Annotated in this window: 9 protein-coding genes; 3 read left to right on the plus strand and 6 right to left on the minus strand. The window is 50.1% G+C overall.

The window, feature by feature from the left end:
- Window positions 1-9: 9 nt before the first annotated feature.
- Both EIH22_RS07920 and EIH22_RS07925 read left to right on the plus strand, forming a co-directional pair.
- Entirely contained in the window at window positions 10-1,224 is a 1,215-nt protein-coding gene (locus EIH22_RS07920) for an exonuclease SbcCD subunit D (RefSeq protein WP_124055276.1), read from the plus strand.
- Window positions 1,224-4,340 carry an AAA family ATPase gene (locus tag EIH22_RS07925; protein ID WP_124055277.1) on the plus strand — a complete coding sequence of 1,039 codons (3,117 nt, stop codon included), beginning with the start codon at window positions 1,224-1,226 and terminating at the stop codon, window positions 4,338-4,340. Before EIH22_RS07920 ends, EIH22_RS07925 begins: the two co-directional genes overlap by 1 nt.
- Here EIH22_RS07925 and EIH22_RS07930 read toward each other — a convergent pair.
- On the minus strand, window positions 4,330-4,791 hold the full coding sequence (locus tag EIH22_RS07930) for a DUF6912 family protein (protein ID WP_124055278.1): 462 nt from the start codon (window positions 4,789-4,791) through the stop codon (window positions 4,330-4,332). The genes EIH22_RS07925 and EIH22_RS07930 overlap by 11 nt on opposite strands.
- A 220-nt stretch (window positions 4,792-5,011) precedes the next feature.
- Here EIH22_RS07930 and EIH22_RS07935 point away from each other — a divergent pair, with 220 nt between their 5' ends.
- Window positions 5,012-5,653, plus strand: a complete 642-nt coding sequence (locus EIH22_RS07935) for an Rv3235 family protein (protein WP_124055279.1) — start codon at window positions 5,012-5,014, stop codon at window positions 5,651-5,653.
- Between the two features lie 26 nt (window positions 5,654-5,679).
- On the opposite strand, the gene secA is transcribed toward EIH22_RS07935, so the two are convergent.
- The 5 genes from secA to nuoL all read right to left on the minus strand — a co-directional run bounded on the left by secA (window position 5,680) and on the right by nuoL (window position 14,739).
- Entirely contained in the window at window positions 5,680-8,517 is a 2,838-nt protein-coding gene (secA, locus tag EIH22_RS07940) for a preprotein translocase subunit SecA (protein ID WP_124055280.1), read from the minus strand.
- A gap of 111 nt (window positions 8,518-8,628) precedes the next feature.
- Window positions 8,629-9,639, minus strand: coding sequence for a polyprenyl synthetase family protein (locus EIH22_RS07945; protein WP_124055281.1), 1,011 nt, complete (start codon window positions 9,637-9,639; stop codon window positions 8,629-8,631).
- Window positions 9,636-11,246, minus strand: a complete 1,611-nt coding sequence (nuoN, locus tag EIH22_RS07950) for an NADH-quinone oxidoreductase subunit NuoN (RefSeq protein WP_124055282.1) — start codon at window positions 11,244-11,246, stop codon at window positions 9,636-9,638. Before nuoN ends, EIH22_RS07945 begins: the two co-directional genes overlap by 4 nt.
- Complete coding sequence (locus EIH22_RS07955; RefSeq protein ID WP_124055283.1) at window positions 11,243-12,796, minus strand: NADH-quinone oxidoreductase subunit M; 1,554 nt, start codon at window positions 12,794-12,796, stop codon at window positions 11,243-11,245. The genes nuoN and EIH22_RS07955 overlap by 4 nt, the downstream gene beginning before the upstream one ends.
- A gap of 20 nt (window positions 12,797-12,816) precedes the next feature.
- Complete coding sequence (gene nuoL / locus EIH22_RS07960) at window positions 12,817-14,739, minus strand: NADH-quinone oxidoreductase subunit L (RefSeq protein ID WP_124055449.1); 1,923 nt, start codon at window positions 14,737-14,739, stop codon at window positions 12,817-12,819.
- Between the last annotated feature and the right edge of the window lie 17 nt (window positions 14,740-14,756).

Consider the following 14,756-nt stretch of genomic DNA (forward strand, 5'->3'; position numbering starts at 1 on the left):
TCTTAATCTATGCGAATCCTCCACACCTCTGACTGGCACCTCGGACGCACCTTCCACGGTAGCGACCTCACCGCCGCTTATGAACAGTGGTGTGATTACGTAGTTGAGTTCACTCGATCCGAAAACATCGACGCACTTTTAGTGTCTGGCGATGTTTTCGATCGAGGAATTCCACCTGTTGCCATGGTCGAATTACTTTCAGCAACCTTGAACCAAATCCTCGACCACACCCAAGTTATTCTGACATCCGGAAACCACGACTCCGCGAAAAGACTCGGTTTCACGTCAACATTGTTGAAATCAGGATTGTCGATTCGAACCGATTCACTAGAATCTGATCACGCCGTCCCAGTGTTTAACAAAGATAGCGAACTCGGAGCTTATGTATACGCACTCCCTTATCTAGACCCCGACGTAGAGCGCCGTCGTCTCAGCCCCGATCCAGAACAGTTGCTTGGCCGCTCGCATGAAAGCGTCACGAGACGCGCAATTGAGCGGATCTTCCACGATATTCAGAACTCAACCGCGAGCGCCAATGTTCCAATCCTCGCCATGGCTCATTCGTTTATTGTAGGAGCTGAGCCTAGCGACTCTGAGCAAGACCTCCATATCGGAGGTATAAATTCTGTTCCTTCAGGTGTTTTCCAACCCCCGAAAAATGTGCCCGGCTTTGATTACGTTGCACTCGGGCATCTCCATGGTCCGCAGGCAGTGGGTACCCTTCATGATCCTTTGATGCGCTACAGCGGATCACCTTTAGCTTTTTCGTTTTCCGAAGAAAACCATCATAAGAGCTCGGTGCTCTTGGACTTTTCTGAGGCAACCACCAACCCGGATTCAGGGGCGCGTTTCGAGCCGAAACTTGAGCTGATTCCTACGCCCATTTATCACCCTATTGCCACCGTGAGAGATAGCTTTTCAGAGCTAATTTCCGGAAAATATTCCGACTTCAGCGAGCATTTTCTGCGTATCTACGTTACCGACGACGAACGCCCTAGAAACCTCGTAGCTCGCCTACGGAAAGTATTTCCTAACGTCATTGAGGTGCACCACGATATTCCAACCGTCACCTTACGCACAGATGCCATACGCGCCTCGAAGCAAAATCCACTTGACGTGATTGACGAATTCTACGAAACCTCGGGAGGACGCCCACTTTCCGTGGAGGAGAAAGCTCTAGTCACACGGTTGTGGGATGAAGTCAAGAATCGAGGGCAACGTTAGTGATTATTCGCCGTCTTGAGTTCAACGCCATCGGCCCGTTCGGTGGCCATCACAGTATTGATTTTGATCAGCTCACTGAATCAGGAATTTTCCTGCTAGATGGACCAACTGGATCAGGGAAATCTTCAATTATCGATGCCATCGTTTTTGCACTTTATGGCAATGTTGCTGGAAAAGACAGCTCGGACGAACGAATTCGCTCAAGTCACGCGGTAGCGAGTGACGAATCCTGGGTAGATGTAATTTTTACCGTTGCTACGGGAACCTATCGTGTCCGTCGCACCCCTCAATGGGAACGCCCAAAGAAAAGCGGGAAGGGAACTACCAAGGTTAACCAGAGTGCTACGCTTTGGCGTCTTTCTGAGAGCGCGGTAGATGAACAATCGTGGGAGTTGGGTGAACCCCTCAGCACTCAGGCACGCGAGGTTGGTATTGAGCTGAGCTCAATACTAGGACTCGATAAAAAGCAGTTCCTTCAGACCGTGGTTCTTCCGCAAGGTCAGTTTGCCGATTTCTTGAAGCTGAAGTCAAGCGAAAGAGCTCCACTACTCGAAACCATATTTGATACCAGCGATTACCGAATTTTCGCTGATGAACTAGCAAAACTTGCCACCGATTCCGAACGCGAAATTAAAGATGCAGCTCTGGTCTATCGCGGTGCTTTGGCAACGTGGAAAGAAATTTCCGATTTTGACCAATCTGTATTGGACACCTTAAGCGTTCTCGAAGACGAGTGCCTTGGAAGTGATGTGCCCTCGAGCAATGACTGCGATCAACGGCTTCTTAACTTCATTAATTCCACCGTTCTTCAGTTCAAGGAACACGCACGAAGTGACGCTCGTGAAGCAAAGATTGCCCAAGACGCTGAAGAAAGCGCCCGCCAGGCAAAGACCAGTGCCGCGGAATCTCTGCATAATATTGCAACGTTTAAGGAACTAAATAAACAGCTTGAGGCCCTGCGTGAAGAACAGGAACTTCGTAATAAAGACTCCAAGACGCTTGAGCTCCATCGTGCTGCTCAGTTAGTTAATCAGCATATTGTTGATGCTCATGACGAGTATCAGTCTTTCATAGAGCTGTGGAATATTGCATCGGCTAAGATCAGCACTCAATCACTTACTTCTCTTGATCCAGTGATTGAGGAATTCTTAGCACAGGCCGAAGTCGGTGCTCCATCGGTCCAAGGGCTCAACTCTCTTTTGCTAGTTTCGGAACTCGAATCAAAGAACTCTCAGATAGGAGAGACAATCGGTTTTTTGCGTCCTATGCTTGAGCAAGAAGAATCGATTGAGCACCGCCGCAAGGCACTCGCCAAGCAAGAATACGATTTAGGTGATCTTGACAAAGCAATCAAAGAACTCGATGCAAAGAAAGCAAAGGTTCCAAGCACTATTACAGCCTTAAAAGCGGACGAAGATCGCGTGAAGAAACTTGCGGCAACCGTGCCAAGTCTGGAGGCAAAGCTCGAAACGACTCGTCGAAAGCTGGGAATCGCACAGAAGATTACTGAGATAGTTAAGCTCCGAGAAACTGAGTCTAATACGCTTGAGGCAAAGATTAAGGTCCATAATACTGCAAAGGAAAAGTTCGACGTTCTTACCGCTCAGTGGATCTCATCTACGGCGGCTAACCTCGCATTAGAGCTTGAAGTTGGCTCTCCTTGCCCTGTTTGCGGTTCTATCGATCATCCTCAAGTTGCAGAACCTAGTTCCACTCATACTACTCGTGACCAAGTCGATAAGGCGCAAGCACTTCTCGTCAAAGCTGCAAAGGATGTAGAGGCAACGAGCCAACATTTAGTGGCGCTTGAAAGCCAGCTCAAAACTTTACGTATTGAGCTAGGCAAGGCAAGTTTCGAATCTTTAGAAGGCACGGAAAGTAACTTAGTTGAACAGCATATCCAGGCATCACAAGCCAGTGACGAGGCCATAGAACTCAGCGAAAAGATACACGAGGCGGAGCAACAATTAGTTGCGTCTGATGCACAGATTCAAGAAGCCAGGGCGAAGTTTGTTCAGATTCAGACTTCGATCAATCACGAAAAATTAACGCTTGAAAACGATGTAAAGGCGGTCCAACACGCCCGTGGCAAATACTCTTCGGTTCGCGAGTATTGTGGCGTTTTACAAAATGAGCAGTTAGCAATTCAGGCTGAACTCAAGTTTATTTCTGATCTCACCTATCGCGCAGAGTCATTAAATAAAGCTGCAGCCAAGCTTGAAAAGGCAGTTGGTGCTTCGCCTTTTGGTTCAAGCCAAAAAGCAAAAGAAGCCCTCCTCGATAAATACAACGAAACTACCTTAACTACGAGATTAAGGGAATTTGAACGTTCTCTTAGTGAAGTAAAAACCAAACTCAGCGATCCAAAGTTCCTAGATCTTCCGAACGAGGCATCAATTGATATCGAGGCCCTCGAAGGTGCCTATCATGCTTCGAGCCAAGCTCGGCAAATTAAAGATGCACAAGCCGCGCAGGCTGAGCGCCTTGCATATGATGCACAACGTCTCGCCCTCCCGGTTGCTTCTGCATCGCAAACTTGGCATCGTTTGGCCGCCGATAATGGTCCATTAGTTCGCATCGCTGATATTGCACAGGCAGGACGTGGCTCGCATACTCGAGTTCCGTTGAGTATGTGGGTTCTTTTGAAACGTTTCGAGCTTGTGGTGGAACGTGCTAATGAACACCTCGCCCAGATCTCGGGTGGTCGCTACGAATTACGACGTACCAACGAAGGCAATCGTATTCAAAAGACCGGACTTGGCCTGAGCATTATTGATCGCGATGGCTCAGCCGAAGGCGACGTAGAGCGTTCTACAGCTTCACTTTCAGGTGGAGAAACCTTCTTCACGTCTCTTTCTCTGGCACTCGCCTTAGCCGAGGTTGTTCAGGAAGAAAACGGTGGTATTCGGATCGACACGTTGATTATTGACGAAGGTTTTGGAACCCTTTCCGACGACGTTCGTGATGCGGTGATGAAGACGCTTGCTTCCCTCACCACTCACGGACGCAAAGTGGGAATCGTTTCTCACGTAGAAGAGCTGAAGCAGATGATACCGAATCGGATTAGCCTCTCCCCCGCTCCCAGCGGAGGATCAACCCTAACTGTTACTGCCTGAGCATTCGAGCCACATCAGCACGTTCGACAACGTCGTACCACATCAACTCAATATCTCCGGAAGCTAAAAATGCATCCTCGTCACCCGATAGAGCCCCTACAACAAGTTCTTCTGCGCCAGGTTCGTCTATCAAAAGTGCTTCAACCTTTTTCCAAGGCACGTATTCATTCAGATTTCGCTGAGTCGCAAGCACGTCTTTCCCTTGTGAAGGGGCATCAATGTTCTTGTCCACAATTTCAGCAACTGCGACGATACGGCGATGGTTCTGTGAATCAATAGTCATAAGACGTAACGAATCATCAGCAGCGGCTAACGTTGCCACCATTTCAAGTCCCTCTTGATCTTCGTCGGGAAAATACTCCCGGAGCTGTGGCGTCACAGCGTGCACTGGACGGCTCGAAATCGAATCAGCATCCAAGTCAGTGACTGCAAGAGGGATATAAATACGCATACCCCTATCGTACATCACGCCTCAAACTCACCGGATCGAAGTTTTTGTATTTTGAGTTATCCACACCGTGCAAAACAGGGTTTTATAGATTTTTTTAGAACTGTCAAAATACAAACACTCAAGGACGAGTACCTTTCGCACCTTCCAATGGATTTGCTACCAGATGTGCCATGAAGCAAATTCTCCATTTCGGTTCTAACTCGCAAGGAAATAGACAATAATGGCACAGCCGGCACTACTCTTCGCTTCACCAGAAACAGCAATTACTTCCCGTTTACCCAAGTCGCAACGATTAAAAATTGTTGCCCAGCCATCAAAAATAGCTTCCTCAAGTGAAAATATCACCACGCAAACTTCCGTAATTCAGGCCAAACCGATGCCTCCAGAACAGCAAAGCGTTATCTCAATGCCTAATTTGGGGAGTAAACAAAGCTTTGACCGTACTTCCTTTCACGCGCATAGACGCTCTGCCAACACCACGGGCTATTTTGCACGACCTCCCGTTGAATCTGAAAATGAACCAGCTAAACCCCTTCCACCCGCTGAACAATTTGCGGGTTCAATTATTCTTCACGTGGTCGAGATCTTGCTGGGGCATCGGCCACCACGCCAAATCCAAACCTGGGTCACTCCAATCATCTACGATGCCCTGGTTAGGCGTGCCAACTTAGGCAAACAGATTCAAGGAAAAGCACCCAAATGCTTACCCCCTCGAATCAGACGAATTCATACCTGCTTCATAAGCCCTACCATAGCTGAGGTATCAGTTGTACTCTTTGACGGAAACAAAACCAGAGCCGCCGCGCTTCGGCTCGAAGCACGGCGGCAAAAGTGGCATGTTACAGCCCTAGAAATTATTTAGACCAAGATATTCGTCTAAGTCCGAACTTAACGACGCTTTTTAGCTGCTTTCTTAGCAGCTCTACGCTGTTCACGGTTCATTCCCGATGCCTGATCTGAAGATCCTGCGGATCGAGCTACTCTCCCGCCCTGATCGTTTCGCGTCTCAGTTGACTGTGAACCATCTTTCGAGGCGGAGGTGTACATCATCTTTGGAGCTTCGGTATTCTTATTAATCCCGAGTAGCTTCTCGGCCATCGCCTGAGTGGTTTGAGAAGAACCAGCAAGACGCACGGCAGCTTCAGAGTCTTGACCAACTCCTGCCGGTGTTTGTGATCCTGCTTCAACGTCAACGGCATTGGCTTCACGAGACTCAGCAGCTAGACGCTCATTTCGCTCACTTGGAAGCTCAAAATTGAAGAGGTACTGCACCGTCTCAGAACGAATTGAATCATTCATGAGCTGGAACATCTGGTAACCCTCTTGCTTATATTCGACAAGAGGATCACGTTGAGCCATTGCACGCAGACCGATACCTTCTTTAAGGTAATCCATTTCGTAAAGGTGCTCTCGCCACTTACGATCAAGGACATTCAGTAAAACCTGACGTTCGATCTGTCGCATGGTGTCGTCACCCAACTCTTCAGCGCGCTCTTCGTAAATAGCATGCGCATCGGTATGGAATTCGTTCATAAGGTCATCACGCGAAAGATTCTTGAGATCTCCATAGTCTTCTTCAAACTCAGAAGCGCTAAACGAAGGCGTGTAATAGCTCTTCATCGCCGTCCATAGTGCATCAAGATCCCAATCTTCGGGTGCTCCCAACGTTTCAGACTGGACCACGTCATCAATAGCGAAATCAACAAAAGACTCGATCTGAGCCTCCAGATCCTCACCATTGAGAATTCGGCGTCGCTCATCGTACACGACGGTACGCTGCTCGGACATAACGTCGTCGTATTTCAAAACATTCTTGCGAATCTCAGCGTTACGTGCTTCGATCGCCGTCTGAGCGCGTTCAATTGCCTTCGAAAGTAACTTAAAATCAAGCGCTTCGTCTTCAGGACCATTCTTAAATGGAGCGGTGGCACGTGAATTAGCAAAAAGGCGCATTAGGTCATCGTCAAGTGAAAGATAGAATCGAGATTCACCCGGATCACCCTGACGCCCCGAACGTCCGCGCAACTGATTATCGATGCGGCGCGACTCATGGCGCTCAGAGCCAAGCACGTAAAGTCCACCGAGCTCTACAACTTCGTCATGTTCGGCGGCAACGGTCGCTTTAGCCTGAGCCAAGACCTCTGGCCAAGCCTTTTCGTATTCCTCGGCGTTCTCCTCGGGATCAAGACCCTGCTTTTCCATGGTGGCGACGGCGATATGCTCAGCATTTCCACCAAGCATAATGTCCGTTCCTCGACCAGCCATATTCGTTGCAACTGTAATTGCACCCTTACGACCAGCCATGGCGATAACAGCAGCTTCACGTTCGTGTTGTTTAGCGTTCAAAACCTCATGTGGAATATGAGCCTTCTTCAAGAGGTCAGAAAGCATCTCTGAGTTCTCAACTGAAGCGGTACCAACCAACACAGGCTGACCCGTGGCATAACGTTCCTTAATATCTTCAACAATTGCCTGGAACTTTCCACGCGCAGTTGGGAACACCAAATCTGTCTGATCAAGGCGAATCATCGGACGGTTTGTTGGAATCGGAACGACTCCGATATCATAAGTCGATGCGAATTCCTCCGCTTCGGTTTCAGCAGTACCCGTCATACCAGAGAGTTTGTCGTACAGGCGGAAGTAGTTCTGCAAAGTAATCGTCGCAAGAGTTTGGTTCTCTGCCTTGATCTCTACGTGCTCTTTAGCTTCAATTGCCTGATGCATCCCTTCGTTGTAACGGCGACCAGCCAGAACACGGCCAGTATGTTCGTCAACGATCAATACTTCCCCATTGGCAACAATGTAATCACGATCGCGAACAAAGAGTTCTTTAGCCTTGATCGCATTGTTAAGGTAGCCGATAAGCGGGGTGTTAACGGATTCGTAGAGGTTGTCGATACCCAGCAGATCTTCAATCGCATCAATGCCAGGGGCAAGAATACCCACGGTACGTTTCTTCTCATCAACTTCATAGTCGTGATCCTTACGCATCGACAGCACTGCCTGCGCAAAGGCGTTATACCACTTGTTAGCATCACCTTCAGCTGGACCAGAAATAATCAATGGCGTACGCGCCTCGTCAATAAGGATCGAATCAACTTCGTCAACGATCGCGAAGAAATGATCACGCTGTACTAAGCCATCGACTTCACGCGCCATGTTGTCACGCAAGTAGTCGAAACCAAACTCGTTATTCGTTCCGTACGTAATATCGGCGGCGTATTCACGACGACGCTCTTCTGGAGTCAAAGACGAAACGATACAGCCCGTCGTCATCCCCAAGAAGCGGAATACGCGTCCCATTAGTTCCGACTGGTAGCTAGCCAAGTAATCGTTGACCGTAACTACATGGACGCCGCGTCCTGGAATTGCATTAAGATAGGCCGCCAAGGTAGCAACGAGAGTCTTACCTTCACCAGTCTTCATTTCGGCAATATTACCTAAGTGTAGCGCGGCACCACCCATGATCTGGACATCGTAATGACGTTGTCCAAGGGTACGGACCGAAGCTTCACGCACTGCAGCAAAGGCCTCAGGGAGCAAATCGTCAAGAGATTCACCATCAACATAGCGCTTGCGGAACTCCTCGGTAAGAGCACGCAACTCGTCGTCTGTGAGTGCTTTAAAATCATCTTCCAAAAGATTCACTTGTTGGGTGATGCTACCTAAACGCTTCAGCGTACGGCCTTCACCTGCGCGTAAAATCTTATTGAGAATCTTGCCCACAACTACTCCTGACGTTCTTCTGCCATAATCGGCACGACCGTTACTATTCTACGCTGTAAACAGTGAATTCAGAATTTCAGTTTGTGCTACTTCACTCTTGGCAAATCCGGATTAAGCCATTCGATCAACCATGGCATGAGCAAAAGCCTCCAGCGCCTCACGAACCTCACCCTTAGGTACGCTCTCAAGCTCAGCGAGGGCTTCATCGATCCACTGATCTGCCAGTGCACGAGTCTCAGCTACAACCGGGTGCACGCGCAAACGGGCGACGACGTCGGGGAGGTTTTCTTCGTTTAGGTCATCTGAATCAAGAAGAGCAAGAATTTGTGTGCCTTCTTCATCAAGCGTTCCGTCGTGTTGGCGCTTGCGCAGAAGCAGAGTCGGCATAGTCGAAACGTTTTCAAGAAGATCCGTTCCCGGGGTCTTTCCGGTGAGTTCCGGCTTCGAAACAAGGTCGATAACATCGTCTGCAAGTTGGAATGCAACGCCGACTTTTTCACCGAATTGGGCAACGGCTTCGGCTAGTTCTTCCGAACCACCTGAAGACAGCACGCCATAACGCGCTGCCGCAGCAATCAAAGATCCCGTCTTATCAGCAAGAACCTGGATGTAGTGATCAATCGGATCATCGTTGTCACGAGGACCAACTGTTTCATGAAGCTGTCCAACACAAAGGCGCTCGAAAGTCGTGGCGTGAAGCAAAACCGCACGCGGTCCGAGCTTAGCCACAATGGAAGAAGCGCGAGCAAACAGCACGTCTCCAGCCATAATCGCCGATGAATTTCCAAAGATATATTGCGCAGACGGCACTCCGCGGCGTAACGGAGCTTCATCCATGACGTCGTCGTGATACAACGACGCAAGGTGGGTAAGTTCAACCACCAAGGATGAATCATCAACCGCTTGGTTCAGCGGATCCGGTCCAAGCTCTGAGGTAAGGAGGCAGAGCACTGGGCGCAACCGTTTACCACCGGCCACGGCAAGGTGAGACGTCGCAGCATCTACAACGAGGTCATCGATACGGACGACGTCCTGAAGTTGGGTTTCAACGCTGTCGAGTCGCTTCGATAGACGCGAACCTAATTCGCCATGGCCGGCAAGTAAATCGGAAAATGCATTCACGCGAAGGATCCTTGCATAAGGTCGAGTACTGAACCAGGAAGTAGGCCCAGCGCAATGGTTAGAACAAGCGCCACGACGATGGCAACCACCGTCATGCCCTCTGATTGTACAACCTCAACGTCCTCAGCTGGCTCGGTGAAAAACATGAGCTGCACCAAACGGAAGTAGAAGAACGCAGTTGCCGCAGAAGCAAGCACTGCGATAACTACCAAAATGGTCTCGCCAGCGGCAATTCCAGAGCGGAAGACTTCAAATTTTCCGATGAACCCACCGGTCAATGGAATACCGGCGAAGGAGAGGAGGAACACTAACATTGCAGAAGCCAAGAAAGGCGAACGCTTTCCAAGTCCGGCCCACTTTTCGAGCTTCGTAGCCTCGCCAAGGATCTTTCCTTCGACGTCTCGATCGCGAACCAAAGTGACGATAGCAAATGCACCAACCGTCGCAACTCCGTATGCGAGGAGGTAGAACAAAACAGAAGACATCGTTTGCGAGTACTGCTTTGGATCCATGTCCATGGTACGGATTGCGTTAACGGCGATGAGGATAAAGCCAGCGTGCGCAATGGAAGAATAGGCAAGGAGGCGTTTAATATCGGTTTGAACCAGACCAAGCACCGTACCTACTACGATGGTTGCGATGATTACAATCCACATGAAGACGTTCAAAGCCGCCGCGGAAGTTGCTGCAACGTAGAGCATCACGCGCAAGAGAGCTACGAATGCCGCCGCCTTGGTTCCTGCTGCCATGAAGCCGGTGATCGGAGTAGGAGCACCTTGGTATACATCAGGAGTCCAAGAGTGGAATGGAGCAGCGCCTACCTTAAAGAGAAGGCCGATTACTACCATTGCCACACCCATGACAAGCACGGAGGTTTGAACATTCTGCCCCTGGATAGAGAGCTGGAGAACTTCGTTGAATACGAGGGTCCCAGTTGCTCCGTAGATGAAGGCTGCACCCATCAAGAAGATTGCCGAGGAAAATGCTCCCAAGAGGAAGTACTTCATAGCGGCCTCCTGTGAAAGGAGACGACGCCGGCGCGCCGTTGCCGATAGCACATAAAGCGGCAACGATAGAACTTCCAGCGCGATGAAAAGCGTGAGGAAATCAAATGAGGACGTAAAAGCCATCATGCCACCCACTGCGAAAAGCGCAAGTGGGAATACTTCGGTCTGCTCTCGGCCTGCATTTGCAGATTCACGTTCTTCAGCTGATCCTGGGCGCGTTGCCGCAGAGGCAGCAAATGCGCCTTCACGTGTTTGAGTACGGTCAGCAATTACCAAGAAGGCAAGAAGTGAGGAAATAAGGATAATACCTTGCCCGATAAGCGAAAAACCATCTTCAACAAGCGAAATACCTGTAAAACCGTGTGCCGACTGCACTGCTGAGAGCGGGTTCGTGGCTAGGCCCTTATCGGTGTGGAGCTCAGTCCAACGCCAGACCACAGCGACCAATGCCGCAGCAAGTGCGAGCAACGTAGTTACGATTTGTACCGGACGACGAGCGCCGCGCGGAACAAACGCTTCAAATAGCGTAGATAAAACCGCTGTTCCTAAAACGATGAGCAGTGGGACAACCGCTACCCATTGAATAACAGTAGTATTCACTTGATATCTCCTTCGGATACAACAGCAATATCAGACGTATCGACCGAATATTGTGGCGCGGAAATCGTTTGCACTACCCCGGCATCAAAACTCGGGTTCACAAAGTTTGTAACAGCTGCAGGATAGAAGCCAAGTGCTAACATCGCCGCAATCAGCAAGCCCATAACTAACTTTTCACGAGCATTGAGATCGTCGGACAATAGCTCTGGACGCGGACCCGTAAAAACGCGCTGATATGGGAGCAGAATGTAGATCGCGGCAAGCACCACACCAGACACCGCAAAGACCGCTGCCACTGGGTTAACCTTGAACGTTCCTACCAAAACCATGTATTCAGGTACAAATCCGGACAAGCCTGGAAGCGCGACCGTAGCAAGACCAGAGATCAGGAATGTTCCGGCGAGCACTGGCGTTACACGCTGCCAACCGCCATAGTTCGAAATAGAGTAACTGTTTCCACGCTTTCCAAGGAACCCAACCACAAGGAACAATCCCGCGGTACCAACGCCGTGGGCAACCATGTAGAGCACTGCTCCGGTCATTGCGAGCTGTGAGCCGCTGAAAATGCCAATCACCATGAAACCAAAGTGGGATACCGAGGTGTAGGCGATCAAACGCATAAGGTTATCGGAACCAATTGCCATCAACGCCCCCCAAATAATCGATACAATCGCCAAAACGATAACAATTGGCGCTGCCGTCTGCGCAGATATTGGGAACAGCGGCAAACAAATGACGATCATTCCGTAGGTCCCGAGTTTATCAAGTACACCAACAAGGAGCGTTGACGTTCCCGCCGGCGCCTCTTCCGTGGTGTCTGGGAGCCACGTATGAAGTGGCCACATCGGAGCCTTGATTGCGAATGCAATGAAGAATGATAGGAAGATCCACATCTGAGCCGAGCTCGGAGCCTTCAGCCCCTGCGCAAGTACATCGATCATGTAGCCACGTGGACCACCGGTTCCGTAGGTGTAAACCGCGATCACGCCTACCAGCATGATCAATCCACCAAGAATTGAGTAAAGCAAGAACTTCATTGCGGCTCGACGCCGATTGACTCCACCGTAGTTTCCAATCAGGAAGTACATCGGAACGATCATCAATTCGAACAGAATGTAAAAGAGGAAAACATCGCGCGCTGCGAAGAGCGAAATCATGATTGCTTCGAGGAATAGAATCCATCCGAAGTACGAACCGGTGCGATCGTCGTCGTAATCATTCCAAGCGGCAAGAATAACGATAGGTACCAAGAACGTAGCGAGCGCGATCATTACTGCGCTAATACCGTTGACTCCCCATGCGACCGAAACACCAATCTGCGGAATCCATCCATAGGTTTCGGAAAGCTGAACAGCATCGGCATCGGCAATGGAGAACTGAGTTATCATTGCCGCAATAAAGATCGCCAGCACAGCCACTGAAAGTCCGAGCGTGAAAGCACGCGCGATCTTTCGTAGTGGCTTGATAACTGCGAGTGCGAATGCGCCGACGAGCGGCAAGAGAACTAACGTGGTGAGCCACGGGAATGTAGCTTCAATAACTGGTTGCATTACCTTAATTCCTTCCAGACTCACAGCGCCGATACCAACGCGACCGCGAGTGCGATGACTACACCGACGACGATGTAGCTCGCATAACTACGGGCATAGCCATTTTGAAGCTTCCCGATTGCGCGACCAAACCATGGCAACGCCTTGCCGGTTCCTTCGGCAGCACCGTCGATGACGTATCGATCGATGATTACCGTTCCTTCGGTAAGCGCAATTCCAGGTTTCATGAATACTGATTCGTTGAATAGATCCTGATATAGATCTGCACGAGCCGCACGGGTTAGAGCGGAGCCAACTGGAGCTGCCTTTGGAGTTGGTTGCGAGACGTACATCTTCCATGCGAGTCCGACACCGATCGCCACAATTACCAAGGTGGTTACGGTGATTACTGGAACAGGAAGTACAGGAGCTTCATGCTCAGCGTGGCCGACGACCGGTTCGAGCCAAGTTAGGAAGCCCGTGTAGTTCAAGACAGCGCCGAGTCCAAGTGATCCTATGGCGAGGATTGCCATCGGGATCCACATGAGTGGAGATGGATCGTGCGGATGCTTAGCATCCGGTCCATCATGGTTCCAGCGCTCTTCACCAAGGAAGATCATGAATACCAGACGCGACATGTAGAACGCGGTAAGACCGGCAACAAGGACGGTTACAGTACCGAAAATCCATGGTTGAATCCCTTCTCCGCTGAAGGCCGCCTCAATAATCTTGTCTTTTGAGTAGAAGCCGGAGAGGAATGGGAAACCGATAATTGCAAGATAACCTGCAAGGAATGTGAAGAACGTGATCTTCATATGCTTGGCAAGTCCGCCGAAGCCACGCATATTCACTTCATCGTTCATTCCGTGCATAACCGCGCCCGCACCCAAGAACATATTTGCCTTGAAGAAACCATGGGTGACGAGGTGGAAGATTGCGAAGCCAGCACCAATGGGACCAAGCCCCGCTGCGAGCATCATGTAGCCGATCTGGGACATAGTCGAGGCCGCAAGAACCTTCTTCATATCGTCCTTAGCAGCTCCAACGATTGCGCCGAAGGTCAAGGTGATAAGACCGATGATCGAGACTGCCAGAGCCGCAGTTGGAGCTGCAACGTAAATAGCACCTGAGCGAACCATAAGGTAAACACCAGCGGTAACCATTGTAGCCGCGTGGATAAGTGCTGATACCGGCGTCGGACCTGCCATCGCGTCACCGAGCCAAGCTTGGAGCGGGAACTGAGCAGACTTACCGCAGGCTGCAACCAAGAGGAAGATTCCGATAAAGGTTAGAGTCCCTGTATTTGCGGAAGAAATTCTCTCGTTGACCGTTGTAAATTCAACTCCGCCGAAGTTCGCAACCATGGACATCATTGCGATGAGGAGTCCGAGGTCACCAACACGGTTCATAATGAATGCTTTCTTTCCTGCTGTCGCATATTCAGGAACGTGATTCCAGAACGAGATGAGGAGGTAAGAAGCGAGACCAACGCCTTCCCAACCGAAGAAGAGAGTTAGGTAGGAGTTTCCAAGAACCAGGAGAAGCATCGCTGCTACGAAGAGGTTCAAATATGCAAAGAAACGACGGCGTGCGACGTCGTGTTCCATATAGGAAACCGAGTAGAGGTGGATAAGTGTGCCCACGAAAGTCACCAACAAAACGAAGGTGATCGAGAGCGGATCAACGCGAGTTCCGAAATCTACGTGTAGACCTGGCGCAGCAACCCATTTATAGAGAGTTGACTCCATGATGCGCTCACCTGCATCGAGCCCAAGAAGCTGGATGAAGGTGGCTAGACCGAGTACGAACGACACCGTGGAGGCAAGAATACCAACCCAGTGTCCCCAGCGATCGGCTGATTTACCGGCAAGGAGAAGGAACCCACAACTGAGTAACGGGATTGCGACCGCGAACCACATAAGTCCAGCCGGACCCGTTGCCGTATTGACGGCAACATCAGACATGGAAAGGAATCCAGTAG

Origin of the sequence: Arcanobacterium ihumii (assembly GCF_900604515.1) — a bacterium.
Lineage (GTDB): Bacteria > Actinomycetota > Actinomycetes > Actinomycetales > Actinomycetaceae > Arcanobacterium_A > Arcanobacterium_A ihumii.

Coding starts and splice junctions, on each gene's coding strand:
- EIH22_RS07920 (WP_124055276.1), top strand. CDS start 10: ATGCGAATCCTCCACACCTCTGACTGGCACCTCGGACGCACCTTCCAC.
- EIH22_RS07930 (WP_124055278.1), bottom strand. CDS start 4,791: ATGCGTATTTATATCCCTCTTGCAGTCACTGACTTGGATGCTGATTCG.
- EIH22_RS07935 (WP_124055279.1), top strand. CDS start 5,012: ATGGCACAGCCGGCACTACTCTTCGCTTCACCAGAAACAGCAATTACT.
- EIH22_RS07955 (WP_124055283.1), bottom strand. CDS start 12,796: ATGCAACCAGTTATTGAAGCTACATTCCCGTGGCTCACCACGTTAGTT.
- nuoL (WP_124055449.1), bottom strand. CDS start 14,739: ATGTCTGATGTTGCCGTCAATACGGCAACGGGTCCGGCTGGACTTATG.